The sequence below is a fragment of the Cupriavidus yeoncheonensis genome (assembly GCF_905397275.1).
Taxonomy (GTDB): Bacteria; Pseudomonadota; Gammaproteobacteria; order Burkholderiales; family Burkholderiaceae; genus Cupriavidus; species Cupriavidus yeoncheonensis.
In genome coordinates this window covers 250,082-273,336 of sequence record NZ_CAJPUY010000003.1, presented here as the reverse complement: position 1 = coordinate 273,336, position 23,255 = coordinate 250,082, and the positions used below count along the sequence as shown (strand labels likewise).

Sequence of the window (23,255 nt, the reverse complement as noted above, 5' to 3'; positions counted from 1 at the left end):
GGAAATTCCTCTAGGGTCTGCCCTAGGCAGCGGGCGCGATGTTCTGGTTCACGCGGAACAGGTTGTCCGGATCGTACTTCTGCTTGATGCGCGACAAGCGTTCGAAGTTGGCGCCATAGGCCGCGCCGATGCGCCCCGCTTCATCCTCGGTCAGGAAGTTCACGTACACGCCTCCCGTGGCATAGGGCTCCGTGGCGCGGAAGAAGTCGCGTGCCCATGCCACGCAGGCGGCGTCCTCGCCCGGACTTTCCCAGCGCGTATGCACGTTCATGACGAAGCGCGCATCCCGGTGGTGGTAAGCAGTGGCATCCGCGGCGACGGTGCCGGCCCGCCCGCCGACATGGCCGATGAAGATCTCGGAGTGCGGCGAAGGCAGGCGGCCGGAGTAATCGATCATCGCTTCGATGGCCTCGTCCGGCAGCTGCGTGAAGTTGTGCGATTTCCAGTAGTTGCGCGCGCCCGGCGTCAGCAGCGGGTCGAACGCCTGCTGCCAGGCCACGTAGGGCATGGCGCCGACATGCTCGCCCAGCAGCGTGCCGAAGCCGCGCAACGGCGCGAGCAACGGCTCGCCCTGCGCCGGATCGCCCGCGTAGAACACGGCCAGCACCACCACGTCGGTGCCGTGGACCGCGGTCGGCAGGAAAGGCAGCGGCGGCGCCTTGCGCAACACGACCCAGATATTGAGGTCTTCCGGCATGGTTTCGGTGAACATGCGGTACTCGCTGAGCACCGCACGGCCTTCCGCCGCCGGGAACACCAGCAGCCCGGCCAGGATCTGCGGCCCGACGGCGTGCAGCCGGAATTCGAACAGCGTCACCACGCCGAAGTTGCCGCCGCCGCCGCGCAGGGCCCAGAACAGGTCGGAGTGCTCCTGCTCGCTCGCGTGAAGGCGCTGGCCATTGGCGGTCACGACCTGCGCCGAGAGCAGGTTATCCACAGTCATGCCGTACTTGCGCGTGAGCCAGCCGAAGCCGCCGCCAAGCGTCAGCCCGGCCACACCCGTGGTCGAGTTGATGCCCAGCGGCGTCGCCAGCCCACAAGCCTGGGCCTCGTGGTCGAAGTCGGCCAGCAGCGCGCCAGGCTCCACCCAGGCGCGCCGTGTACCGGTGTCGATATGGACGGCGCGCATGGCAGTCAGGTCGATGACAAGGCCGTCATCGCACAGCGCCTTGCCGGCGATGTTGTGGCCGCCGCCGCGCACCGCGAGCAGCAGGCCGTTGTCGCGCGCAAATGCCACCGCTGCCTCGATGTCGGCCACCCCGGCGCACTGCACCACCAACGCGGGGCGCTTGTCCACCATGGCATTCCAGATCGCGCGCGACTCGTCGTAGCCGGGATCGCCGGGCAGCAACACCTTCCCGCGCACGGCCGTGCGCAGTGACGCAAGCAGGTCTTTCGAAATTGCAGGCATGGCGAACCTCCGCATCGACATCCCGGGGCCGCCATGCACAAGCGGGACAGGGGCCTTGGCGGCCCGTCCAGGGGTTCAGTGACGCAAATTGCGCGCCATGTGCGCCGGCGCACCGACTGGACACCTGTTGCGATGCGTGCACGCCAATGCATTCTTGGAATCAGGCCGAATTGTTTCAACCGTGATGCACCCGCTTTACCCGGCAGCCGCGCCACGGCGCCAAAACAACGCGGGTTGTGACGCAGCGTTACCCCGGCGCGGATGGACAATCCGTTACAGCCGCGACACGTGTCCTGCGCTCCGGAGCCGCGCGAAGGGCTCGCCATCTTGCGCCTGCATCGCCGAGGGGCGGTGCACGGCGGCGTAGCGATCACTGGAATAGCGACTAATATGAAAGCGCGCCAGCCGGCACCCGCCGGGCGGAAACAGGCGCGACGGTAAGGCGGGCCGCCGCGCATCCCGGTCCGCACGGGAGTGTGCAATGACAACAAGGCAGAAACTGCGCGCGTGGACGACCGTGGCGTGCATGGCGCTTACCATGGCATCCGGCATGGCCAGTGCCGACGAGGTTCCGCTGGTGACGGGCAAGCAATGGACCGAGTCGACGGAGCAGATGAAGAAGGCCTATCTGGTCGGCATCGCCAATGTCGTGCAGGTCGATGTCGCCTACCACGCCGGCAATGTCCCACCCGACACGCAAACCATCGTGCCGCGCCTGGCGCGCGGCTTGAAAGGCCATACGCTGGATTCGGTCCGCGACGGCCTCGACCGCTGGTATGCCGCCCACCCCGACCGCCTGCAGCGGCCGGTGCTCGAGACCATCTGGTTCGAGATGGTGGTGCCTGGACTGCAGGGCAAGAAGTAAGGCGAGACCATGAAACGACTTCAATGGATCGGCGCAGCGCTGGCGGTGGCCAGTGTTGCCGCATGCACGGGTATGTCGCCGGAGCAGCAAGGTACGGTTTCGGGAGCGGCCATCGGTGCCGCGGCCGGCGCCGGCATTGCCGCCATCGCAGGCGGCAGCGGCTGGACCGGTGCGGCCATCGGCGCGGTGGCGGGCGGTGTGGCGGGCAATATCAAGGGACGCAACGAGCAGCAGCGGTATTGACCGCCGGGGCTTCCAAGCGCGCAGCCGCGGCACGGTCAGTCGCCGCGGCGCAATACCCTGAGCCGGGACGCTGCCATGCGTCCGTGAGTCGTGCCTGGAATGCCCAGGCACCGATGCCTGGCCGTTGCCGCTCAGCACAATCCAATCCTCGCCAGCAAGATGATGCTCTCCATCATCAGGCGCCGGCTTTGCCCGATGACCCGGCGGTTGAAGGCGCGGACCCACTGCATCCGCGCGAGCGGATCGTCGTCGATCCACACAGTCTCTGCCTGCCTCTCGCCCAGGCCCGGCTCATCATTGGCTTCCAGCCCGGCTGACTTCCTGTCGTGCGAGGCAACGACGGGGCGAACCCTGCTACCCGTGGCGGTCTTCGCCGTCGGGGCAGGAGGCTGGCAAAAAAGAAGCGCGGACATGCTGCCGCGCTTTGCAATGTCCTGTCAGAAACGGGGAGCGTTCTGCAGGGGGAGGCCTCAGTGGCACTTTATGTCCCCTCCCCGATGAAGACAATTGAAACATTCTGAGGTCGGATTTAAGCGCTTTGCGAAAAGTGTCACAAAGGGGCGTGTGCGGAGTTGGACGACGGAACTGCCCGGCGAGCGCGAAATTCGGCCCTTGCCCAGGTGCAGCCGGCCCTGGCGCCAAAACGCGGAAACGCAGGAAACGTCGTGGAAATTTGGCGCGCCCGGCTGGGATCGAACCAGCAACCCCTGCCTTCGGAGGGCAGTACTCTATCCATTGAGCTACGGGCGCGCAGAAAGTGGTCTGGCACTGGCGGCAGGTACTGCCACGCGGTGCAACCGGTGCGGCGGGCGAATGCCGCCGCTGGAAAGTCGCATAGGATACCGCGTTTGCCGCGATGCGTCCATGCGCGGGGATCCCCGCGCTTCGCCGAACGTCTCGGAACCGTCTCTTTTGGCCCTGCCATGAGGCCTTTGGGGCTATAATCGCGAGCTATTTCCGTCAAGACGCAGCGGCACCGCGTTGGCAAACGGGGGACAGTACTGAACCACGCAATCAGAAGGACCCAGGCGTTCAAGGGCCCGATAAATCAAGCCGAGCGTGAGCGGCTGAAGGTTTCCTGCAAAACTGAGAGTTCTGTATGAGCGACGTCCAACACCAACACGACGAACACGAGTCTCCCATCAAGACACCGAAGCAGCTGATCGCAGTGGTGATCGCTGCGTTCCTGGTCCCGATCATCGTGATCATCCTGCTGGTCAACTTTGTCGGCCACGGCTCCAAGGAAGGCGCCGGTTCCGTCACCACGGCGGAAGCCATCAACGACCGCATCAAGCCGGTCGCATCGCTCGAGATCAAGGACGCCAACGCACCGCGCGTCTTCAAGACCGGCGAGCAGGTCTACAAGGAAGTCTGCGCGGCCTGCCACGCCACGGGCGCGGCGGGTGCGCCGAAGTACAGCAACGCCGGCGACTGGGCCGGCCGCATCGGCCAGGGCTTCGACGGCCTGATGAAGTCCTTGCTGAACGGCAAGGGCGCCATGCAGGCCCGTGCGGGCACCACGCCGGACGACTACTCCGACTACGAACTGGGCCGCGCCGTGGTCTACATGGCCGACGCCGGCGGTGCCAAGTTCCCCGAGCCCGCAGCCCCTGCCGCCGCCGCTCCGGCGACTGCCGCAGCCGCGGACGCTGGTGCCGCACCTGCTGCTGCCGCAGCCCCGGCTCCTGCAGCCGCTCCCGCCGCCGCGGCACCGGCTCCGGCCGCAGCGCCTGCCGCGGCTTCCGCCGATGTGGGCAAGAAGGTCTATGACCAGGTCTGCGCCGCGTGCCACGCTGCCGGCGTTGCCGGTGCTCCCAAGTTCGGCGACAAGGCCGCCTGGGCGCCGCGCCTGAAGGAAGGCATGGATGCTGTCCACAACTTCGCGCTGAAGGGCAAGGGCGTGATGCCGCCGAAGGGTGGCTACGCCGGTCCCGATGCCGACGTGCTCGCCGCCGCCGATTACATGGCCAGCGCTGCCAAGTAAGACCGCGCGCATGCAAAAAAGCCCGCGACTGGTTCGCGGGCTTTTTTTCGCCTGTCGGTCGCGCTCCTGAAGCGGCGCCGTCAGTTCAGACCACGCGGGAATATCGCGGCACGAACCGCACCGGCTGGGCGCCGTCGTTGGCGGCCGGCTGCGCGGCAGGCGGCCGGGCGGCGTCTTCGCGCAGGTAGCGGTCGAACACCATGGCGACGCGGCGCACGAGCAGGCGGCCCAGCATGGTCACCTCGATGCGGCCCGGCTCGCGACGGACCAGGCCATCGGCGCCGAGCCGGTCGAGGTCCGCGAGTTCGGCGGCGAACGTGCTCGCGAAATCGATGCCATGGCGTGCCTCGATCTGCGCGATGTCGAGCACGCCATTGCACATCAGCGCCCCGATGATCTCGCGGCGCAGGCGGTCGTCGGATGCCATCGTGAAGCCCCGCATGACCGGCAGACGGCCGGCGTCGAGCGCGGCGTAGTAGTCGTCGAGCGTGCGCGCGCTCTGCACGTAGCGCCCCGCCACGGCTCCGATCGCGGAAATGCCGAAGCCGAGCTGGTCATAGCCGGCATGCGTCGAATAGCCCTGGAAATTGCGCTGCAGCCTGCCCTCTCGCTGGGCCACGGCGAGGTCGTCGTCGGGCAGCGCGAAATGGTCCATGCCGATGTAGACGTAGCCAGCGGCGGTCAGGCGTTCGATCGTGGAGACCAGGATATCGAGCTTCTCGCCCGCGCTCGGCAAGGCGTTTTCGTCGATGCGGCGCTGCGGCTTGAAGACATGCGGCAGGTGTGCGTAGCTGTAGACGGAGAGCCGGTCGGGCCGCAGCGTCAGTACCCGCTCCACGGTCGCATTGAAGCGCGCCGTAGTCTGGTGCGGCAGCCCGTAGATCAGGTCCAGGCTGACCGAGCGGAACCCAAGTTCGCGCGAGGCGTCGACCACGGCGCGGGTTTCCTCGAACGGCTGGATGCGGTGAATGGCCTGCTGCACTTCAGGATCGAAATCCTGCACACCCAGGCTGACGCGGTTGAAGCCGAGTTCGGCGAGCAACGCCATGCGTTCGAAGTCGACCCGGCGCGGATCGATCTCGATCGAGTGCTCGCCGTCGGCCGGCAGGTCGAAATGCTCGTGCAGCGATGCCATCACGCGTCGCATTTCAGCGGGGTTCAGGAAGGTCGGCGTGCCACCACCCCAGTGCGATTGCAGCACCTGTCTGCGCCCGCCAAGGTGTGCCGCGGTCAACGCCATTTCCCGGCCGAGGTAGCTCACGTACTTGGCGCTGCGCCCATGGTCGCGCGTGATGACCTTGTTGCAGCCGCAGTAGTAGCAGATGTTCTCGCAGAACGGGATGTGCAGATACAGCGACAACGGAGCCGGCGCCGCGGCGCGGCAGTCGGCCAGCGCGGCGTGATAGGCGGATTCGTCGAGGCCGCCGTGGAAGCGGTCGGCCGTCGGGTAGGACGTGTAGCGCGGGCCGTTGCCGTCGATACGGCCGGCCAGCGCGCGGAAATCAGACAGGGCGCGGCGGTCGAGCGCCGCGGATGGCGTGGTGTGCGTGTGCATGGGGGCGGACTTGTCGGGGAGTTTGACGATCCATGCTAGTTCCGCGATGCCGGTAGGGAATTGACGCGCGTCAAGCACGACGGTCACAACGCCCGGCCATGCCCGGCCGGACCCCTCGTCAGCGGGGGCATTTCGTCACATTTCTGTCATGAGTGCGGGATACGCTGCGCCCCGCACCTCCGGCAGCCATCGCCCGGACCCCCAGCCACCCCCGTCCCATGCCCTCGATCCTGCACTGTTTGTCGTACCCGTCGCTGCGCGGCGAAACGCTGCCAGCCTCCCCGCGTCGCCGCCAGTTGATGGCCGCGCTCGGCGGACTGGCCGCCGCGCCGCTGGCCCTGGCCCAGTCGCCAGCGCGGCGCACCGTCGTGGTCGGCCACCTGCTCGACCGTAGCGGCGCCCAGGCCGACCTGGCGCGCGACTACCTGGCTGGCGCCAAGGTCATGTTCGACGCGGCCAACGCCGCGGGTGGCCCGGTGCGGATCGCGCATGTCGTGCGCGACGCCGATGCCGATCCGCGCACAGCGCTCGCGCAGGCGCTGTCACTCGCCGATGGCGAGCATGCCGAGTTGCTGTTCGGCCCCGGAGACCGGCTGCTGCCGGCGCTGGCGGCCTCGCCCGAACTGCACCGGCGCGGCGTGCAGATCGTGGCGCCGCTCTCGGGCCTTGCCCTGAACGCGGACAACGTCTGGTTCACGCGCGCCGACTACCAGGCCGAACTCGACACTGCGGTCAAGCAACTGCGCGACTATGGGCTGACCCGCGTGGCGCTGGCGGTTTCGGCGGAATTCGCAGCCACCGCGTCCGGCAACGGCGCATCGTGGCTAGCCGGGCTGGAATCCACGATGGGCACCCGCGCGGTGCCGCTGGGCGGCAACCCGGACGCCGCCGCGCGCAGCATCGCGACGCAACGGCCGGGCGCGGTGATCGTGGCGGGTGACACGCTTGCCTACGCGGGCCTGGGCCGGGCCTTGGCCGCGCAGGGCTGGTACGGATTCCTGGTCGGGCTGTCCGCGGTCAGCCCGGCGGTGGCGCGCGAAGTGCTCGGCGCGGGTTACCCGGGCGGCATGGTGCTGACGCAGGTCGCGCCCGGCCCGCAGGCCGCCACGCTGCGCGTGGTCAAGGAGCACGTGGCCCGCATGAAGCAATACCTGGATGAGCCGCCCTCGCCCGCGACCATCGCCGGCTATATCGGCGCGGCGTGGCTGGTACGCGCCTTGGGTGCGTGGCGCGGCAACGGCGCGGTGGAATTGCGGCGCGCGTTGCAGACCCGCGTCGACGTGGGCGACTTCGCGCTCGATTTCACGCAGGGGCAGCGCGGCTCGCGCTACGTGCAGCTCGCCGCTTCAGGCGCGCGGTAAGTCCATACGCACGCGCAGGCCGCCGGTCTCACGGTTGGCAAGGATCAGTTCCCCGCCGTGGCGGGCCACGATATCGGCGGCGATCGACAGGCCCATGCCCACGCCGCCGGTAGCACGACTGCGCGACGACTCGAGCCGGTAGAACGGCTCCAGCACGCGCGACAGCTCCGCGGGCGGAATGCCGGGACCTTCGTCGCTGATATCGATCAGCACGCGCTGCGCGCTGTCCGTCAGGACGATATGCGCGCGTTCGCCATAGCGCTGAGCGTTCTCGACCAGGTTGACCACCGCGCGCCGCAACTCCGCCGGATACGCGAGCAGCGGCGCCGCCTGGCCGCTCAGCGTCACGTCGTGGCCAAGCTCGGCCGCGTCATCGACGATCGCCTGCAACAGCGCCAGCACGTCGACGCGCTGGCGCGGGCCCGCCGCTTCGTCGCGGTCGCGCAGGTAGTAGAGCGTGGCATCGATCAGCCCATTCATCTCGGCCAGGTCCTGGCGCAGCCGGTAGCGCACCGGGTTGTCGCCAATCCCCTCGAGGCGCAGGCTCATGCGCGTAAGCGGCGTGCGCAGGTCGTGCGAGACCGCGGCCAGGAAGCGCGACTGCTGCGCAAGCTGCATGCGGATGCGCTGCTGCATATGGTTGAAGGCCTGCGCGGCCGCACGCGCCTCGGCCGGGCCGGTGTACTCGTCCAGCGGCGGCGCGTGCACGTCCTGCGCAAGGCGCCCCGCCCCGCTGGCGAGCTGCTGCACCGGCCGCGCCAGCAGGCGGGCGCCGGCCCACGACGCCGCCACGATGGCACCGAGCTGGAACAGCATGCCCAGGTGCGGTGGCCAGATGCCGCGCGGCGGCGGTGGTGGCGGCGGTGGGCCTCCCCGCGGGAACGGCGGCGCAGGCGGCGGATTGCCTCGCGCATCGTGCGCGCCATGGTGCGCGCCCGGTCGCGGGAACAGGCTTTCGATCACGGTCACGCCGAGCACGTGCACGCCCAGCATGATCGCGGCCATCACCAGGAACAGCCGCAGGAACATCGAATCGTAGCGCGCGAAGCGACCCATCGCTTCAGCGCTCGGGCGTCGTGGTGAACACGTAGCCTTCGCCGCGCACGGTGCGGATCAGCGCGGGATCGCGCGGGTCGTCGCGCAGTTTCTGGCGCAGCCGGGAGACCAGCAGGTCGATGCTGCGGTCGAAGACATCCAGGCCGCGGCCGCGCGCCTGGTTGATCAGGAGTTCGCGGTCGAGCACCCGGTTCGGATGCTCGATGAACGTCAGCAGCAGGCGGAATTCGGCATTGGAAAGCGGCACCACCACGTCATCGCCATCGACCAGCTGGCGCAGCATCGTGTTGAGCCGCCAGTCGCCGAAACGCAGTTCGTGGCCGCCGGGTGCCGCGGCCGCGCGGCGCGCGTCGCCACGGCTGCGGCGCAGCACCGTGTGGATGCGGGCCACGAGTTCGCGCATCTCGAACGGCTTGGTGACGTAGTCGTCCGCGCCTACCTCCAGGCCGACGACCCGGTCGGCCAGTTCGGCGCGCGCCGTCAGCATGATCACCGCCACATCGGTCTGCGCGCGCAGTTCACGGCACAGGTCCAGGCCGCTTTCGCCCGGCAGCGACAGATCGAGGATGACCAGGTCGTAGTCGCCCGCGGCCATGGCCCGCCGCATCTGCGCCCCGCCTTCGACGCCGTCGGCCTGCATGCCGAACGTGGACAGATACCCGGCGAGCATGGTGCGGATCTGGGGGTCGTCGTCGACGACCAGCAGGCGGGTTGGAAGGCTGGGAGCGAAATCCATGAGGCGGTGTGGCGATGCGGGCACGGACCGGCAGTACGCGGTATTCACGCGGTGCCGGCCACAGGGGAATGCGGCCGCCCACTTTACCAGTTCGGCATGCCGGCCCTGTGGCGCCTTTGTATCAGGTCCGATACACGGGCAGCGCCAGCCGCAGCGGTGCTCTGCCTGGGTCACCAAAAAAAACGCCCCCGGTACAACCCGTACCGGGGGCCAGCGTGGAAAAAAATGGTAGGGAAGAACCTGGCGTCGCCGCCTGGCGCCGGCACAGGACAACGCCGCGCCAACGCCGGGAAATATTAGGTCCGGGCCGGCACGTGGGTCATGTCCCGCTGGTATCGCTTTGTATCGGCAATGTTGCCTGGCGCAGCGCTCAACCCTGCGCCGCCTTGCCGCCATTGCCGAGCAAGGCCTTCAGCGCACCGAGCCGATCCTTGGGACTCATCGCCGGCGTTTCGTCCTTCGGCGCAGGCGCTTCTTCCAGCTTCATCTCGCCAATGAAACGCGAAGGCTCGCAGGAATAGGTTTCCCGCGCGCGCTTGCGTTTCTTGCACCAGCTGATATGCAGGCTGCGCTGGGCACGCGTGATACCCACGTACATCAGGCGCCGCTCCTCCTCGATCTTCTCGTCGCCCATGTCCTCGTCCTCGCGGCAGTGAGGCAGGATGCCCTCTTCCACGCCGACCAGGAACACGTGCGGATACTCCAGGCCCTTGGACGCGTGCAGGGTCGACAGGCGCACCGCGTCGGGGTCTTCCTCGCGCCCCTCCAGCATGCTCATCAGCGCCACGGTCTGGGTCAGTTCGAGCAGGTTCTTGCCTTCATTGCCGAAGCCGTCCGCATTGTCGAAGCCGGTGGCTTCGCCCTCGCCCTCCGGCTCGGGCCGCGTACCCTTGCGCTTGAGCCAGTCGAGGAACTCCAGCGTATTGGTCCAGCGCGACTGGGCCTGGCGTTCGTCGAACGCGTCATACAGGTAGGCCTCGTAGTGGATGCCTGCCATCATGTCGTCGAGCACCACGCTGGCCGGGTCCTTGGTCGCGCGGTCGGCCAGGCGCACCATCGATTCGCAGAACACGCGCAAAGGCTCCAGCTGGCGCGGCTGCAGCCTGGCTTCGATGCCGCCCATCATGGCCGCCTCGAACAGCGAGACCTTGGCCTGGCCCGCGAACGTGCCCAGCACTTCGAGCGTAGTGTTGCCGATGCCGCGGCGCGGCGTGGTGATGGCGCGGATGAAGGCGGGATCGTCGTCCGGGTTGGCGATCAGCCGCAGGTACGCACAGATGTCCTTGATCTCGGCCTTGTCGAAGAAGCTCTGGCCGCCTGAGAGCACGTACGGAATGCGTTCGCGCCGCAGGATCTGCTCGAACAGCCGCGCCTGGTGGTTGCCGCGGTACAGGATGGCGTAGTCGCGGAACTGCGCGCGGCGCTCGAACTTGTGCGCGGACAGGCGGAACACCACGGATTCGGCCTCGTGCTCCTCGTCGTTCATCGGATGGATGGCGATCGGGTCGCCCATGCCGTGCTCGCTCCACAGCTTCTTGTCGAACAGCTTCGGGTTGTTGGCGATGACCGAATTGGCCGCCTCCAGGATGCGCACCGTGGAGCGGTAGTTCTGCTCCAGCTTGACGACCTTGAGGTCAGGAAAATCGGTCTGCAGCAGGCGCAGGTTGTCCAGCGTGGCGCCGCGCCAGCCGTAGATGGCCTGGTCGTCGTCGCCCACCGCCGTGAACGCCGGCGCGCGCAGGTGCGATCCGCCCGCCAGCAGCTTGAGCAGCTGGTACTGGCAGGCGTTGGTGTCCTGGTATTCGTCGACCAGGAAGTAGCGCAAGCGGTTCTGCCACTTGAGCTGCACCGTTTCGTTGCGCGCGAAGAGTTCGGCGGGCAGGCGGATCAGGTCGTCGAAATCCACTGCCTGGTAGGCACTCAGCGTGGCCACGTAGTTGCGGTAGACCAGCGCGGCCTGGTGTTCGTCGGCGTTGGCCGCCTGCGCGATGGCCGCTTCCGGATCGACCATGCCGTTCTTCCACAGCGAGATGGTGCTCTGCACGCCGCGGATCAGCTTCTTGTCGGTGGTGCCGAGCTGCTCCTGAATCAGGCCGAAGCAGTCGTCCGAATCCATGATCGAGAACTGCGGCTTGAGGCCCACGTGCTCGGCCTCAAGCCGCAGGATCTGCACACCCAGCGAGTGGAACGTGCAGACCGTGAGCTGCTTGAGCGGCAGGCGCTTGCCCTCGCGCGTGGTCTTGCCTTCCATCAGCTTGCCGATGCGCTCCTGCATCTCCTTGGCCGCCTTGTTCGTAAACGTGACGGCGGCGATGTGGCGCGGCTCGAAGCCCTTGTCTTCGATCAGGTGCGCGATCTTCTGCGTGATCACGCGCGTCTTGCCCGAACCCGCGCCGGCAAGGACGAGGCAGGGCCCGTCCAGATAGCGGACGGCTTCGGATTGGGCAGCGTTCAGGCCGTGGGTCATGCGTGGGGTGTCTGGGTGGGCGGGGCAGTGAAGGCGCCTGGTACGCAACATGCCAAGACATGCCGGCGGCGGGCGCGAAGCCGGCCATGTTAACACGCCCGCCAGTGGCCTTTCTGTCAGCGGAAATCGCTATTTTCTTGCAGGGGATATTACCGAGGTAACACTTGGTAAGTCCCAAAACCCATGCCGCGGGCCGGCTTCTAATCAATATGGCGGGATGGATTCCGATCTGCCCCGAGCCCATTTTAAATCACTTCCGGAGCCAATCATGAGAACTCTACGAGCCCTTGGCAAGGCGACACTGGTAGGCGTGGCGGTAGCTGCCCTGGCAGGCGGTTGTTCCGATATGACGCCAAAGCAACGTAATACCGCAATCGGCGCGGCCGCCGGCGGCGTCGGCGGTGCAGTGCTCACCAACGGTAGTGCGGTAGGTACCCTCGGCGGCGCCGCGCTGGGCGGCGTGGTCGGCAACGTGGTCACGGACGACAACCACCACCACCACTAATGCGTAGTAGCAGCGGGCGGGCCTGCCGCGTTGACAAAGGCAGGACCCTCCCGTACATTGCGCGCATCCGACCGGGAGAGCGCGCACAGCACTGCGCCGCCGAAGGGGTATCACCCGAAAACTCTCAGGCACCACGGACCGTTTGGATCGGCATGCAATATGCACACGATGCATGCCGCACTCTGGAGAGCGGCACCCGCCAGCAATGGTGAGCGTGCCCACCGAAGGGGCGCGCGAGGACCGGACCTGCCACCAGGCAGAGCCGCCTCGTAATCTCTCAGGTATCGAGGACAGAGGGGTCATCCGCCGCAGCGGATTGCGACGCTATTCCAGCGAAGCAAGCGTTGCGGCGGATGACCCTTTTTTCGTTTTCGCAACCGAGATTGCCCCCGAGGATTCCCATGACGCTCCAGGCCACGCCCCTCAACGCCATCCACCGCGCGCTCGGCGCCCGCATGGTCGACTTCGGCGGCTGGGACATGCCGGTCAACTACGGCTCCCAGATCGAGGAACACCACGCCGTCCGTACCGACGCGGGCATGTTCGATGTGTCGCATATGTGCGTCGTCGACCTGGCCGGCCCGAATACCCGAAGCTTCCTGCGTGGCCTGCTCGCCAACAACGTCGACAAGCTGCAGACGCCGGGCAAGGCGCTGTACTCGTGCATGCTCGACGAGCGAGGCGGCGTGATCGATGACCTGATCGTCTATTTCTTCGCCGAGGACCGTTTCCGCCTGGTGGTCAACGCCAGCACCGCGCTCGGCGATATCGAATGGATCCGCGCGCGCAACGACGCCACCGGCAGCGGCGTGGCCATTACCCCGCGCCGCGACGACGTGGCACCCGCCGGCGTGCCGGCGCTGGCCATCGTCGCCGTGCAGGGCCCGAATGCCCGCGCCAAGGTGTGGAGCGCCTTCCCGTCCACCCAGCCGTCCGACGCCCTCAAGCCCTTCAACGCCGTCTTGGTCCAGGACCCGGCCGTTGGCGAGATCATGGTCGCGCGTACCGGCTACACCGGCGAAGACGGCTTCGAACTCGTAATACCCGCCGAGAACGTCGCCGCGGTATGGGAAAAGCTCGACACGGCGGGCGTGCGCCCGGCCGGGCTCGGCGCGCGCGACACGCTGCGCCTGGAAGCCGGCATGAACCTGTACGGCCAGGACATGGACATCCACACCTCGCCGCTGGACGCGGGCCTGGCCTGGACCGTAGACCTGCAGAGCGAGCGCGATTTCACCGGCAAGGCGGCACTCGCCGCGGCCGGCCAGCGCCAGCAGTTCCTGGGCCTGATCCTGCGCGACAAGGGCGGCGTGCTGCGTGCGCACCAGAAGGTCATCACCGCTGCCGGTGATGGCGAAATCACCAGCGGCACCTTCAGCCCGTCCCTGTCGCAGTCGATCGCTTTCGCGCGCCTGCCGGCGGGCGTGGCGGTGGGCGACACCGTGCAGGTAGAGATCCGCGACCGCAAACTCGCGGCGACTGTGGTTAAACTGCCGTTTGTGCGTAATGGCAAGGCACTCGTGAGCTGAGGCGGCAACGCCCCGGCCCACGCAACGGTCGCCCGTCGCGCCTGGCCCATCGACCGATGGCAGGCGCCTGAACCAAGAACAAATCTGAATCCGGAGAACCCTGATGAATTTCCCCGCTGACCTGAAATACACCGAGTCGCACGAGTGGGTGCGTGTCGAAGCCGACGGCACCCTGACCATCGGCATCACCGACCACGCGCAGGACGCGCTGGGCGACATCGTCTTCCTGGAACTGCCCGAAGTGGGCAAGTCGGTCGGCGCCGGCGACGCACTCGCCGTGGTGGAATCGGTGAAGGCCGCTTCCGACATCTACGCCCCGGTCGCCGGCGAAATCATCGCCGTCAACGAGGCCGCCACGGCCGCGCCGGAAAGCGTGAACGCCAACGCCTTCGACGCGTGGCTGTTCAAGCTCAAGCCGGCCAACAGCGACGACGTCAACGGCCTGATGTCGGCCGACGCCTACAAGGCCAGCGTCGGCGCCTGACGCCGCGCCTGCCGGCCCTGCGCGGGCCGGCCACTGTATTGATGCGCGGCGGCATGGCTGACCACCTGCCACCGCGCCCCCAACGAGGTTCTTGCCATGAACGCCCCGCTTCCCATGACCGCCGCCCAAGGTAACCGGCCCACGCTGGCCGAACTGGAGGCGCGCGACGCCTTCGCCGCCCGCCATATCGGCCCCGACACGCCCGAACAGCAGCACATGCTCAAGGTGCTCGGCTACGACAGCCGCGCCGCGCTGATCGACGCCGTGATCCCCGAAGCCATCCGCCGCCGCGACGGCATGCCGATGGGCGAATTCACCGAGCCGCTGGCCGAGGAAGCCGCACTGGCGAAGCTGCGCAAGCTGGCTGGCAAGAACAAGGTCCTGAAGAGCTTTATCGGCCAGGGCTACTACAACACGCTGACGCCCGCCGTCGTCCTGCGCAATATCTTCGAGAACCCGGCCTGGTACACCGCGTACACGCCCTACCAGCCCGAGATCTCGCAAGGCCGCCTGGAGGCCATGCTGAACTTCCAGCAGATGGTCACGGACCTGACCGGCCTCGATATCGCCAACGCGTCGATGCTGGACGAAGGCACCGCCGCGGCCGAAGCCATGACGCTGCTGCAGCGCGTGAACAAGCACGCGTCGAACACCTTCTACGTGGCCGACGACGTCCTGCCGCAGACGCTGGAAGTGGTACGCACGCGCGCCAAGCCGCTGGGCATCGAGGTGAAGGTCGGCCCGGCCGCCGATGCGGCCTCGGCCCACGCCTTCGGCGTACTGCTGCAGTACCCGGGCGTCAACGGCGACGTGACCGACTACCGCGCCATCGCCGACGCCGTGCACGCCGCCGGCGGCCTCGTGGTGGCTGCCGCCGACCTGCTGGCGCTGACGCTGATCGCCGCGCCGGGCGAATGGGGCGCCGACGTGGCCGTGGGCAACTCGCAGCGCTTTGGCGTGCCGCTCGGTTTCGGCGGCCCGCACGCGGGCTATATGGCGGTGAAGGATGCGTTCAAGCGCTCGATGCCGGGCCGCCTGGTCGGCGTGACCATCGACGCGCAGGGCAACAAGGCCTACCGCCTGGCCCTGCAGACGCGCGAGCAGCATATCCGCCGCGAGAAGGCCACCTCCAATATCTGTACCGCGCAGGTGCTGCTGGCCGTGATGGCGTCGATGTACGCCGTGTACCACGGCCCGCAGGGCCTCAAGCGCATCGCGCAGCGCGTGCATCGCCTGACTGCCACGCTGGCCGCCGGCCTGCAGACGCTCGGCTTCGCGCGCACCAACGCCACGTTCTTCGACACGCTGACGTTCGAGACCGGCTTCAACACCGACGCGATCCACGCCGCCGCGACCGCGCGCGGCATCAACCTGCGCCATGCCGGCGCGACGCGCATCGGCGTGTCGCTCGACGAGACCGCCACGCGCGACGACGTGGTGGCGCTGTGGGAAATCTTCTCGCACGGCAAGCCGCTGCCGGCCTCGCTGACGTTCGACGCGATCGAAGCCTCGGTTGCCGACGTGTTCCCGGCCGGCCTCGCGCGCCAGAGCGCCTACCTGACGCACCCGGTGTTCAACACGCACCACGCCGAGCACGAGATGCTGCGCTACCTGCGCATGCTGGCCGACAAGGACCTGGCGCTGGACCGCACCATGATCCCGCTGGGCTCGTGCACGATGAAGCTGAACGCCACCAGCGAGATGATCCCGGTGACCTGGCCCGAGTTCAGCCAGATCCACCCGTTCGCGCCGCTGGACCAGACCGTGGGCTACCGCGAGATGATCGACCAGCTCGAGGACATGCTGTGCGCGGCCACCGGCTACGCCGCCGTGAGCCTGCAGCCGAACGCCGGCTCGCAGGGCGAATACGCGGGCCTGCTGATCATCCACGCGTACCACGCGAGCCGCGGCGAGAGCCATCGCGACATCTGCCTGATCCCGTCGTCGGCGCACGGCACCAACCCGGCGTCGGCACAAATGGCCGGCATGAAGGTGGTGGTGGTGGCCTGTGACGAGAACGGCAACGTCGACCTGGAAGATCTGGCGAAGAAGGCCGGGCAGCATAGCCAGAACCTGGCGGCCATCATGATCACCTACCCGTCCACGCACGGCGTGTTCGAGCAGGGCGTGCAGCAGATCTGCGAGATCGTGCACCGGCACGGCGGCCAGGTCTATGTCGACGGCGCCAACATGAATGCCATGGTCGGCACGGCCGCGCCGGGCCAGTTCGGCGGCGACGTGTCGCACCTGAACCTGCACAAGACCTTCTGCATCCCGCACGGCGGCGGCGGCCCCGGCGTGGGCCCGGTGGCTGTCGGCGCGCACCTGGCCGACTTCCTGCCGAACCAGGACAGCGTGGGCTATCGCCGCGACGACAACGGCATCGGCGGCGTGTCGGCCGCGCCGTTCGGCTCGGCCAGCATCCTGCCGATCTCGTGGATGTACATCGCCATGATGGGCTCGGCCGGCCTCACCGCCGCCACCGAGAACGCCATCCTGGCCGCCAACTATGTCGCCAAGCGCCTGTCGCCGTACTTCCCGGTGCTGTACGCGGGCCAGCACGGCCTGGTCGCGCACGAGTGCATCCTGGACCTGCGCCCGCTGCAGAAGGACACCGGCATCAGCAACGAAGACGTGGCCAAGCGCCTGATGGACTACGGCTTCCACGCCCCGACCATGAGCTTCCCGGTGCCGGGCACGCTGATGATCGAGCCGACCGAGAGCGAGGCCCTGCACGAGCTGGACCGCTTTATCGATGCGATGATCGCCATCCGCAAGGAAATCGGCCGCGTCGAGGACGGCAGCTTCGACCGCGACGACAACCCGCTCAAGCATGCCCCGCACACCGCGGCCGTGGTCACGGCCAACGAGTGGACGCGCAAGTACACGCGTGAAGAGGCAGCCTATCCGGTGGCGTCGCTGCGCACGCAGAAGTACTGGCCGCCGGTCGGCCGCGCCGACAATGTCTACGGCGACCGCAACCTGTTCTGCAGCTGCGTGCCGATGAGCGAGTACGCCGAGGACTGAGCCGGCGACCCAGGCCCTCCTTAGCCTGGCGTCCGGTTACTGCCGGCCGCCAGGCGCGCTATGCTCGATACAGGGGCGCCGCGCGTCGTGGCGCCACCAGCACAGCGGAGACTGCATGTGGAATCTCAGTGCCCCCTGGTGGGAGTTCGTGCTGCGCGGGCTGATCGTGTATGGCTCGGTGCTGGCCTTGCTGCGGATGTCCGGCAAGCGCCAGATCGGCCAGCTCACGCCGTTCGACCTGGTGTTGCTGCTGGTACTGTCCAATGCCGTGCAGAACGCCATGAACGCCGGGGACAACTCGGTGAGCGCCGGGCTGATCCTGGCCGTCACGCTGGTGGGCGCCAATGCCGGGCTCGCCTATCTGACCTGGCGCAGCCGCAGGCTGGAGATCCTCGTGGAAGGCCGGCCGCAGTTCCTGATCCATGACGGCAAGCTGCTGCAAGACGTGATGCGCAACCAGCGCGTCAGCATGGAAGACCTCCACAAGGTGCTGCGCCACGCCGGCAGCAGCAGCATGGCCGACGTGCATTTCGCCATCCTGGAAACGGACGGGACAGTGTCGGTCAAGCTGCGCCAGCAGCCGGCCGACGCCGCACCGCCCAGGCCGGCCGCGTCGGTGTGGAGCGAGGTCGGCAAGGACGACGTCCTTTGATTCCGCAACCCCGCCTGCCATGCGCAGGCAGGCAGTGATTTCAGGAGTGATCCGTGGCAGTCAGCGTCTTCGATCTGTTCAAGGTGGGAATCGGCCCGTCGAGTTCGCATACCGTGGGCCCGATGCGCGCCGCCCTGATGTTTGCGCAGGGCCTGGAGCGTGACGGCCTGCTGCCGCAGGTCGCCAGCGTGCGCGTGGAGCTGTATGGCTCGCTCGGCGCTACCGGCAAGGGCCACGGCACCGACAAGGGGGTGATGCTGGGCCTGATGGGCGAAGCGCCCGATACCATCGACCCCGATGCCATCGACGGCCGGCTGAAAGCGCTGCGCGCGGGCCGCACGCTGTCGCTGCTGGGCCGGCACCCGATCCCCTTCATCGAGAAAGAGCACATTGCCTTCTACCGGCGCGAGGCCATGGCCGAGCACCCGAACGGCATGAAATTCCACGCCTACGACGCGCAGGGCGCGACGCTGCGCGAGGCGCGCTACCTGTCGGTCGGCGGCGGCTTCGTCGTCACCGCGGGCGCACCCAACACGCAGGTGCTCAATGCGGCCCGGCAGCTTCCGCATCCGTTCCGCAGCGGCAAGGACATGCTGGAGATGGCGAGCACAAGCGGCAAGAGCATCGCGCGCCTGATGATGGAAAACGAACTCACGTGGCGCAGCGAGCAAGACGTCACCGCCGGGCTGCTGCATATCTGGGACGTGATGCAGGCCTGTGTCGTGCGCGGCTGCCGCACCGACGGCGAACTGCCGGGCCCGTTCAAGGTCCGGCGCCGCGCGCCGGAGCTTTACCGCAGCCTGACCGAGCGCGCCGAGCGCACGCTGTCCGACCCGCTGTCCGTCATGGATTGGGTCAACCTCTACGCGATGGCCGTCAACGAGGAGAACGCCGCCGGCGGCCGCGTGGTGACCGCGCCGACCAACGGCGCGGCCGGCATCATCCCGGCCGTGCTGCATTACTACGACCGCTTCGTGCCCGGCGCCAACGCCCGCGGCGTGGTGGATTTCCTGCTCACCGCCGGCGCGATCGGCCTGCTCTACAAGCTCAACGCATCGATCTCGGGCGCCGAAGTCGGCTGCCAGGGCGAAGTCGGCGTGGCCTGTTCGATGGCGGCCGGGGCGCTGGCGGCGGTGTTGGGCGGCTCGCCCGAACAGGTCGAAAACGCCGCCGAGATCGGCATGGAGCACAACCTGGGCCTGACCTGCGATCCGGTCGGCGGGCTGGTGCAGATCCCGTGCATCGAGCGCAATGCCATGGCCTCGGTCAAGGCGGTGAACGCCGCGCGCATGGCATTGCGCGGGGACGGCACGCACTATGTATCGCTCGATTCGGTCATCAAGACCATGCGCGAAACCGGCGCCGACATGAAGACCAAATACAAGGAGACGGCGCGCGGCGGGCTGGCGGTGAATATCGTGGAATGCTGAGCCCGGTGCGGCGTATCATGGCGCCAGTCTCCCCATGGCGCCAGCGCCGGCGCCTGCCAGAACCAGAGCAAAAAGCGAGGCGGCCATGCAAACCTTCCACCAGCTGTTCGACGAGACCTCGTCCACGTTCACCTACCTGCTGATCGATGCCGCCACGCGCGAGGCTGTGCTGATCGACCCGGTCGACCACCAGCTCGAACGCGACATGGCCGTGCTGCGCGACGCGGGCGCCCGCCTTGCATGGGTGATAGAAACGCATGCCCATGCCGACCACATCACCTCGGCGGGCCACGTGGCCATGCAGACCGGTGCGCATACCGCGGCGCCCTCCGGATGCGACATCGGGTCCGCGCAGAAGCAGCTGATCGATGGCGATACCCTGACGTTCGGCACGCAGGTGCTGCGCGCCATCCACACGCCGGGCCATACCGCCGGCAGCATGAGCTACCTGTGGGAAGAGCCCGCGCCGGACGGCCCGGTGCGCCGCGTGTTCACCGGCGACGCGCTGCTGATCGACGGCTGCGGCCGCACCGATTTCCAGTCCGGCGATGCCGGCACGCTCTACGACAGCCTGACGCGCAAGCTGTTTGCCCTGTCCGGCGACACCCTGGTCTACCCGGCGCATGACTACAAGGGCCGCACCTCGTCGACGATCGCGCAGGAACGCGCGCACAACAGCCGCGTGGCCGGCCGCACGCGCGAAGAGTTCATCGACATGATGCGCAACCTGAACCTGCCCCGGCCCAAGCTGATCGACGTGGCCGTACCGGCCAACAAGCGGCTCGGGCTGCGCGACGGCGAAAGCGTGCCGCACGGTGCGTGACGCGCGGCGAACCCGTCTGTTCCGCCCGCCAAAAAACTCTGAATTGACTTCGCGCCACCCGCTGCAATACTGGTTTCTCCACCCATCGGCGTGCGGATGCGCTGCAGCGTGACGCATGCAGCGCGCAGGCCGACTCACAGGGGATTTCGCCATGAAGCCTAACGGGAATGCACGTCGTGGACTGGGTACGCTCGCGGCAGTGCTGGCGGCGCTGGCCGCGCTGGCCGTTGCGCCGGCCCAGGCGCAGCAAAAGCCGATTGCCTATCCCGCCAAGGGACAGAGCCAGCAGCAGCAGTCCAGCGACGACGGCGCGTGCTATAGCTGGGCCAAGCAGCAGACAGGCGTCGACCCGGCCCAGGCCGCGGCCGCGCCGCCCCCGGCACAGGCACAGGGCGGCCAGCGCGTGCGCGGGGCGGCGGCGGGCGCAGCAGTGGGAGCGATCGCAGGCGATGCCGGCAAGGGTGCGGCGGTTGGCACGGTCGCGGGCGGCGTCGCTCACCGGCAGTCGCGCCGGCAGGCCGCAGCCGCCAATGAACAGGCCGCAGCCAATACCGGCCAGGCGATATCCACCTACTACCAGGCCTGGGGGGCGTGCATGCAGGGGCGCGGCTACACCGTGAAATAAGCGCCGCGGGCGGCGTCAGGCCGCCCAGCGCTCGCAGGCCTGCCGTACGGTTTCGCGCTGGCTGCGCGCGTCGGCGTCGACCTGGCGCAGCCATTCGGCGTCACCGTCGCGGCGCTCGGCCAGCGCGCGGATATTGGCCAGCGCCTGCAGCGATCCCAACGCCTCGGCATGCGGCACCAGCGCGTCGCAGATCGACAGGATGTGCTCGGCGATCGGCCGGCGCGTCAGCTCGTTGGGATGCACGTATTCGCCCTCCAGCCCGAAGCGGCAGGCCTGGAAGCGGTTGAAGGTGTAGACCAGGTAGTCGTCTTCCTGCGGCATGAACGGGCGCGACAGCAACAGGTAGCGCGCCAGCATCTGGATGTACGCGGCGATATCGCAGGCCCGGCCGACGGTCAGCGGCGTATCCATCACGCGCACTTCGATCGTTCCGAATTCCGGCTTGGGGCGGATATCCCAGTAGAAGTCCTTCATGCTCTCGATCACGCCCGTATTGCGCATCTTCTCGAAATACGCGGTGAAGGCGTCCCAGGTGAGCAGGAACGGCGCCCGCCCGCTCATCGGGAAGGCCGCGACCGAATTGATGCGTGCCGAGGCGAAACCGGTATCGACACCCTGCACATAGGGCGACGATGCCGCGAGTGCGACAAAGTGCGGCACGTAGCGGCCGATGGCATGCAGCAGGAACAGCGACTCGTCCGCGCTCGGGCAGCCGATATGGACATGCTGGCCGAATACCGTGAACTGCTTGGCCAGGTAGCCATACAGCTCCGAGATGTACTGGTAGCGCGGCGAATCGGAGATGATGCGGTCGGCCCACTGCTGGAACGGATGCGTGCCGCCGCCGCTGATGCCGATGTTGAGCGAGCGCGAAGCCGCTGTCATCAGGTCGCGCATGGTGGTGAGCTCTTCCACCGCCTGGTCATAGGTATGGCAGATGCCCGTGCTGATCTCGATCATCGACGGGCTGATCTCCGGCTTGATGTCGCCGGCGTGCTGGGCGCCCTTCAATGCACGCAGCAGGTCAGGCGCGAACGGCGCCAGGTCATAGTCGTGCCGGTTGACGAGCTGCAGCTCCAGCTCCACGCCGAAGGTCAGCGCCTCGGAATGCTTGAACGATTCGAGCGACATCAGCGCCCTCCTCCATTGCCGCCGGCGCGGACTTCGCCGGCAAAGCGCAGTGCCCAGGCCGCGATCACCGGGCCCAGCAGTTGCTCGATGGCCAGCGCGCACAGGATGATAGCGGCCAGCGGTTCCCCGGTATTCGGATACAGGCGCGCGACCTCGTTCATCAACAGGTACGCGAGGCCCGACATGGGCGCCAGCGCGAGCCCGAGCGCCACGCACTGGCGCAGGCTCAGCCCCGAGAACGATCCCAGCGACACCACGCCCGCCAGCTTGGCCGCGTGGCGCAGCAACACCAGCACTACAGCATAGACGCCGCCGACCACCCAGTCATGCGCCGTGAGCGGCAGGCCCAGCGAAACCACCATGACGATGATCAGCAGGCTGCCGGCGCTGCCGAAGTGCGTCGGCCACACATGCGGCTGGCTGTCCTCGTGCTTGAACACGACACCGGCCAGCAACAGCGTGATCGGCATCGACAATTTTAGTACCCGGGTCAGCGCCAGCGTGAAAAGCACCAGGCCGACCAGCACGAGGAAGCTGTAGTGATCGTCCACCGACATCCGGCCGTAGATGGCGTGACCTACCTTGCCCACCAGCCAGGCCAGCAGGCAGGAGCCGACCAGCAGGTAGAGCGGGTGCAGCAGCGCGGCGCCCAGGTTGCCGTACTCGGAATGCAGCCAGCCGGTGGCCACCTGCACGATCACGGCGGCATAGATGCTGTTGAGCGCGGCCATGGCCATCAGCCGCTCGGTCACCTGGCCTTCGGCGCGCAGCTCGTTCTTGAGCTGCAGCACGATGGTCGGCGACGTGCTGACGGCGATGCCGCCGGCAAGGATCGCAATGCCCGGCGAGGCGCCGATCCATTGCAGCACGGCAGCCACCAGGCCCCAGGTCAGCAGGCTTTCGAAAGCGCTGGTCAGCAGCAGCCAGCGGTTGGCGCGCAGCCAGGTCAGCGACAGACGGTGCCCCAGCTCGAACAGGGCCAGCGCCAGCGCCATATCGATCAGGATACGGGTCTGGGCGATCATATTGTCGTCGACGATGCTGCGCCCCAGCATGCCGGCGCACAGGCCCGCAGCGGCGTAACCGACAATGCGCGGACAGCGCAGCCAGCGGCGGCTCAGTTCGCCCGCGAGGCCGGCTCCCACCAACGCCAGGCCGACCCAGAACAGGCCGCCGGGCGCGAGCGGAAGTGACGGGAAAAGTTGGCTCAGTCCATTCATGCGTGACATGGTAATGGAAGCACATGACATTCCTTGTCAGACATTGTCTGACACCGCACGGAATGCACCAACTTCTGTCTCTAACATTCAATAAAAAACGCCATCGTTCATGATGGCGTTTCTCAATGCGGGATTTTCCCGAGCAGTAGCG

20 protein-coding genes, 1 tRNA gene and 2 riboswitches are annotated in these 23,255 nt (G+C 67.6%); of the genes, 12 read left to right on the top strand and 9 right to left on the bottom strand.

What is annotated here, in order from left to right; translation table 11 throughout:
* Positions 1-22 precede the first annotated feature (22 nt).
* The gene (locus KHO22_RS05630; RefSeq protein WP_211946117.1) at positions 23-1,411 is read right to left on the bottom strand and encodes an FAD-binding oxidoreductase; all 1,389 of its coding nucleotides are present in this window, start codon (positions 1,409-1,411) and stop codon (positions 23-25) included.
* 481 nt (positions 1,412-1,892) lie between these two features.
* Between KHO22_RS05630 and KHO22_RS05625 the strand changes: the two genes are divergently transcribed.
* Together KHO22_RS05625 and KHO22_RS05620 are read left to right on the top strand one after the other, a co-directional pair.
* Positions 1,893-2,276, top strand: coding sequence for a hypothetical protein (locus KHO22_RS05625; RefSeq protein ID WP_211946116.1), 384 nt, complete (start codon positions 1,893-1,895; stop codon positions 2,274-2,276).
* A 9-nt stretch (positions 2,277-2,285) separates the two neighbouring features.
* Positions 2,286-2,519: a YMGG-like glycine zipper-containing protein gene (locus tag KHO22_RS05620; RefSeq protein WP_211946115.1), complete on the top strand. Its 234-nt coding sequence runs from the start codon at positions 2,286-2,288 to the stop codon at positions 2,517-2,519.
* A gap of 131 nt (positions 2,520-2,650) precedes the next feature.
* Here KHO22_RS05620 and KHO22_RS05615 read toward each other — a convergent pair whose 3' ends face one another.
* Together KHO22_RS05615 and KHO22_RS05610 are read right to left on the bottom strand one after the other, a co-directional pair.
* Positions 2,651-2,932 carry a hypothetical protein gene (locus KHO22_RS05615; protein ID WP_211946114.1) on the bottom strand — a complete coding sequence of 94 codons (282 nt, stop codon included), beginning with the start codon at positions 2,930-2,932 and terminating at the stop codon, positions 2,651-2,653.
* Between the two features lie 261 nt (positions 2,933-3,193).
* Positions 3,194-3,269: transfer RNA gene (locus KHO22_RS05610), tRNA-Arg, on the bottom strand.
* Positions 3,270-3,618: 349 nt separating this feature from the next.
* Here KHO22_RS05610 and KHO22_RS05605 point away from each other — a divergent pair.
* Positions 3,619-4,503, top strand: a complete 885-nt coding sequence (locus KHO22_RS05605) for a c-type cytochrome (protein WP_211946113.1) — start codon at positions 3,619-3,621, stop codon at positions 4,501-4,503.
* Positions 4,504-4,588: 85 nt separating this feature from the next.
* Here KHO22_RS05605 and hemN read toward each other — a convergent pair whose 3' ends face one another.
* Entirely contained in the window at positions 4,589-6,058 is a 1,470-nt protein-coding gene (hemN, locus tag KHO22_RS05600; RefSeq protein WP_211946112.1) for an oxygen-independent coproporphyrinogen III oxidase, read from the bottom strand.
* A 218-nt stretch (positions 6,059-6,276) separates the two neighbouring features.
* Here hemN and KHO22_RS05595 point away from each other — a divergent pair, with 218 nt between their 5' ends.
* Positions 6,277-7,419 (top strand): ABC transporter substrate-binding protein, encoded by a 1,143-nt coding sequence (locus KHO22_RS05595; RefSeq protein WP_211946111.1) that lies wholly within the window; start codon positions 6,277-6,279, stop codon positions 7,417-7,419.
* Here KHO22_RS05595 and KHO22_RS05590 read toward each other — a convergent pair.
* The 3 genes from KHO22_RS05590 to KHO22_RS05580 form a co-directional block, all read right to left on the bottom strand.
* Positions 7,405-8,475: an ATP-binding protein gene (locus KHO22_RS05590; RefSeq protein ID WP_211946110.1), complete on the bottom strand. Its 1,071-nt coding sequence runs from the start codon at positions 8,473-8,475 to the stop codon at positions 7,405-7,407. The genes KHO22_RS05595 and KHO22_RS05590 overlap by 15 nt on opposite strands.
* A gap of 4 nt (positions 8,476-8,479) precedes the next feature.
* Positions 8,480-9,211, bottom strand: coding sequence for a response regulator (locus KHO22_RS05585; RefSeq protein WP_211946109.1), 732 nt, complete (start codon positions 9,209-9,211; stop codon positions 8,480-8,482).
* A gap of 370 nt (positions 9,212-9,581) precedes the next feature.
* Positions 9,582-11,678, bottom strand: coding sequence for a UvrD-helicase domain-containing protein (locus tag KHO22_RS05580; RefSeq protein WP_211946108.1), 2,097 nt, complete (start codon positions 11,676-11,678; stop codon positions 9,582-9,584).
* 268 nt (positions 11,679-11,946) lie between these two features.
* On the opposite strand from KHO22_RS05580, the gene KHO22_RS05575 reads away from it, so the two are divergent.
* The 8 genes from KHO22_RS05575 to KHO22_RS05540 all read left to right on the top strand — a co-directional run bounded on the left by KHO22_RS05575 (position 11,947) and on the right by KHO22_RS05540 (position 20,753).
* Entirely contained in the window at positions 11,947-12,183 is a 237-nt protein-coding gene (locus KHO22_RS05575) for a glycine zipper 2TM domain-containing protein (RefSeq protein WP_211946107.1), read from the top strand.
* Between the two features lie 62 nt (positions 12,184-12,245).
* Positions 12,246-12,334: riboswitch (glycine riboswitch) on the top strand.
* 21 nt (positions 12,335-12,355) lie between these two features.
* A riboswitch (glycine riboswitch) is annotated at positions 12,356-12,487 on the top strand.
* Positions 12,488-12,584: 97 nt separating this feature from the next.
* Positions 12,585-13,712: a glycine cleavage system aminomethyltransferase GcvT gene (gcvT, locus tag KHO22_RS05570; protein WP_211946106.1), complete on the top strand. Its 1,128-nt coding sequence runs from the start codon at positions 12,585-12,587 to the stop codon at positions 13,710-13,712.
* A 103-nt stretch (positions 13,713-13,815) separates the two neighbouring features.
* The gene (gcvH, locus tag KHO22_RS05565) at positions 13,816-14,196 is read left to right on the top strand and encodes a glycine cleavage system protein GcvH (RefSeq protein WP_420839577.1); all 381 of its coding nucleotides are present in this window, start codon (positions 13,816-13,818) and stop codon (positions 14,194-14,196) included.
* Positions 14,197-14,292: 96 nt separating this feature from the next.
* A complete protein-coding gene (gene gcvP, locus KHO22_RS05560; RefSeq protein ID WP_211946105.1) occupies positions 14,293-17,223 on the top strand; it encodes an aminomethyl-transferring glycine dehydrogenase in 2,931 nt (976 codons plus the stop codon).
* A 115-nt stretch (positions 17,224-17,338) separates the two neighbouring features.
* The gene (locus KHO22_RS05555) at positions 17,339-17,875 is read left to right on the top strand and encodes a DUF421 domain-containing protein (RefSeq protein WP_211946104.1); all 537 of its coding nucleotides are present in this window, start codon (positions 17,339-17,341) and stop codon (positions 17,873-17,875) included.
* A gap of 53 nt (positions 17,876-17,928) precedes the next feature.
* Entirely contained in the window at positions 17,929-19,305 is a 1,377-nt protein-coding gene (locus KHO22_RS05550; RefSeq protein WP_211946103.1) for an L-serine ammonia-lyase, read from the top strand.
* Positions 19,306-19,390: 85 nt separating this feature from the next.
* A complete protein-coding gene (locus KHO22_RS05545; protein WP_211946102.1) occupies positions 19,391-20,128 on the top strand; it encodes an MBL fold metallo-hydrolase in 738 nt (245 codons plus the stop codon).
* A 151-nt stretch (positions 20,129-20,279) separates the two neighbouring features.
* Positions 20,280-20,753, top strand: coding sequence for a hypothetical protein (locus KHO22_RS05540; RefSeq protein ID WP_211946101.1), 474 nt, complete (start codon positions 20,280-20,282; stop codon positions 20,751-20,753).
* Between the two features lie 15 nt (positions 20,754-20,768).
* Here the strand turns inward: KHO22_RS05540 and KHO22_RS05535 are convergent, their stop codons facing one another.
* Together KHO22_RS05535 and KHO22_RS05530 are read right to left on the bottom strand one after the other, a co-directional pair.
* Complete coding sequence (locus KHO22_RS05535; RefSeq protein ID WP_211946100.1) at positions 20,769-21,884, bottom strand: YbdK family carboxylate-amine ligase; 1,116 nt, start codon at positions 21,882-21,884, stop codon at positions 20,769-20,771.
* A complete protein-coding gene (locus KHO22_RS05530; protein ID WP_211946099.1) occupies positions 21,884-23,113 on the bottom strand; it encodes a cation:proton antiporter in 1,230 nt (409 codons plus the stop codon). Before KHO22_RS05530 ends, KHO22_RS05535 begins: the two co-directional genes overlap by 1 nt.
* Between the last annotated feature and the right edge of the window lie 142 nt (positions 23,114-23,255).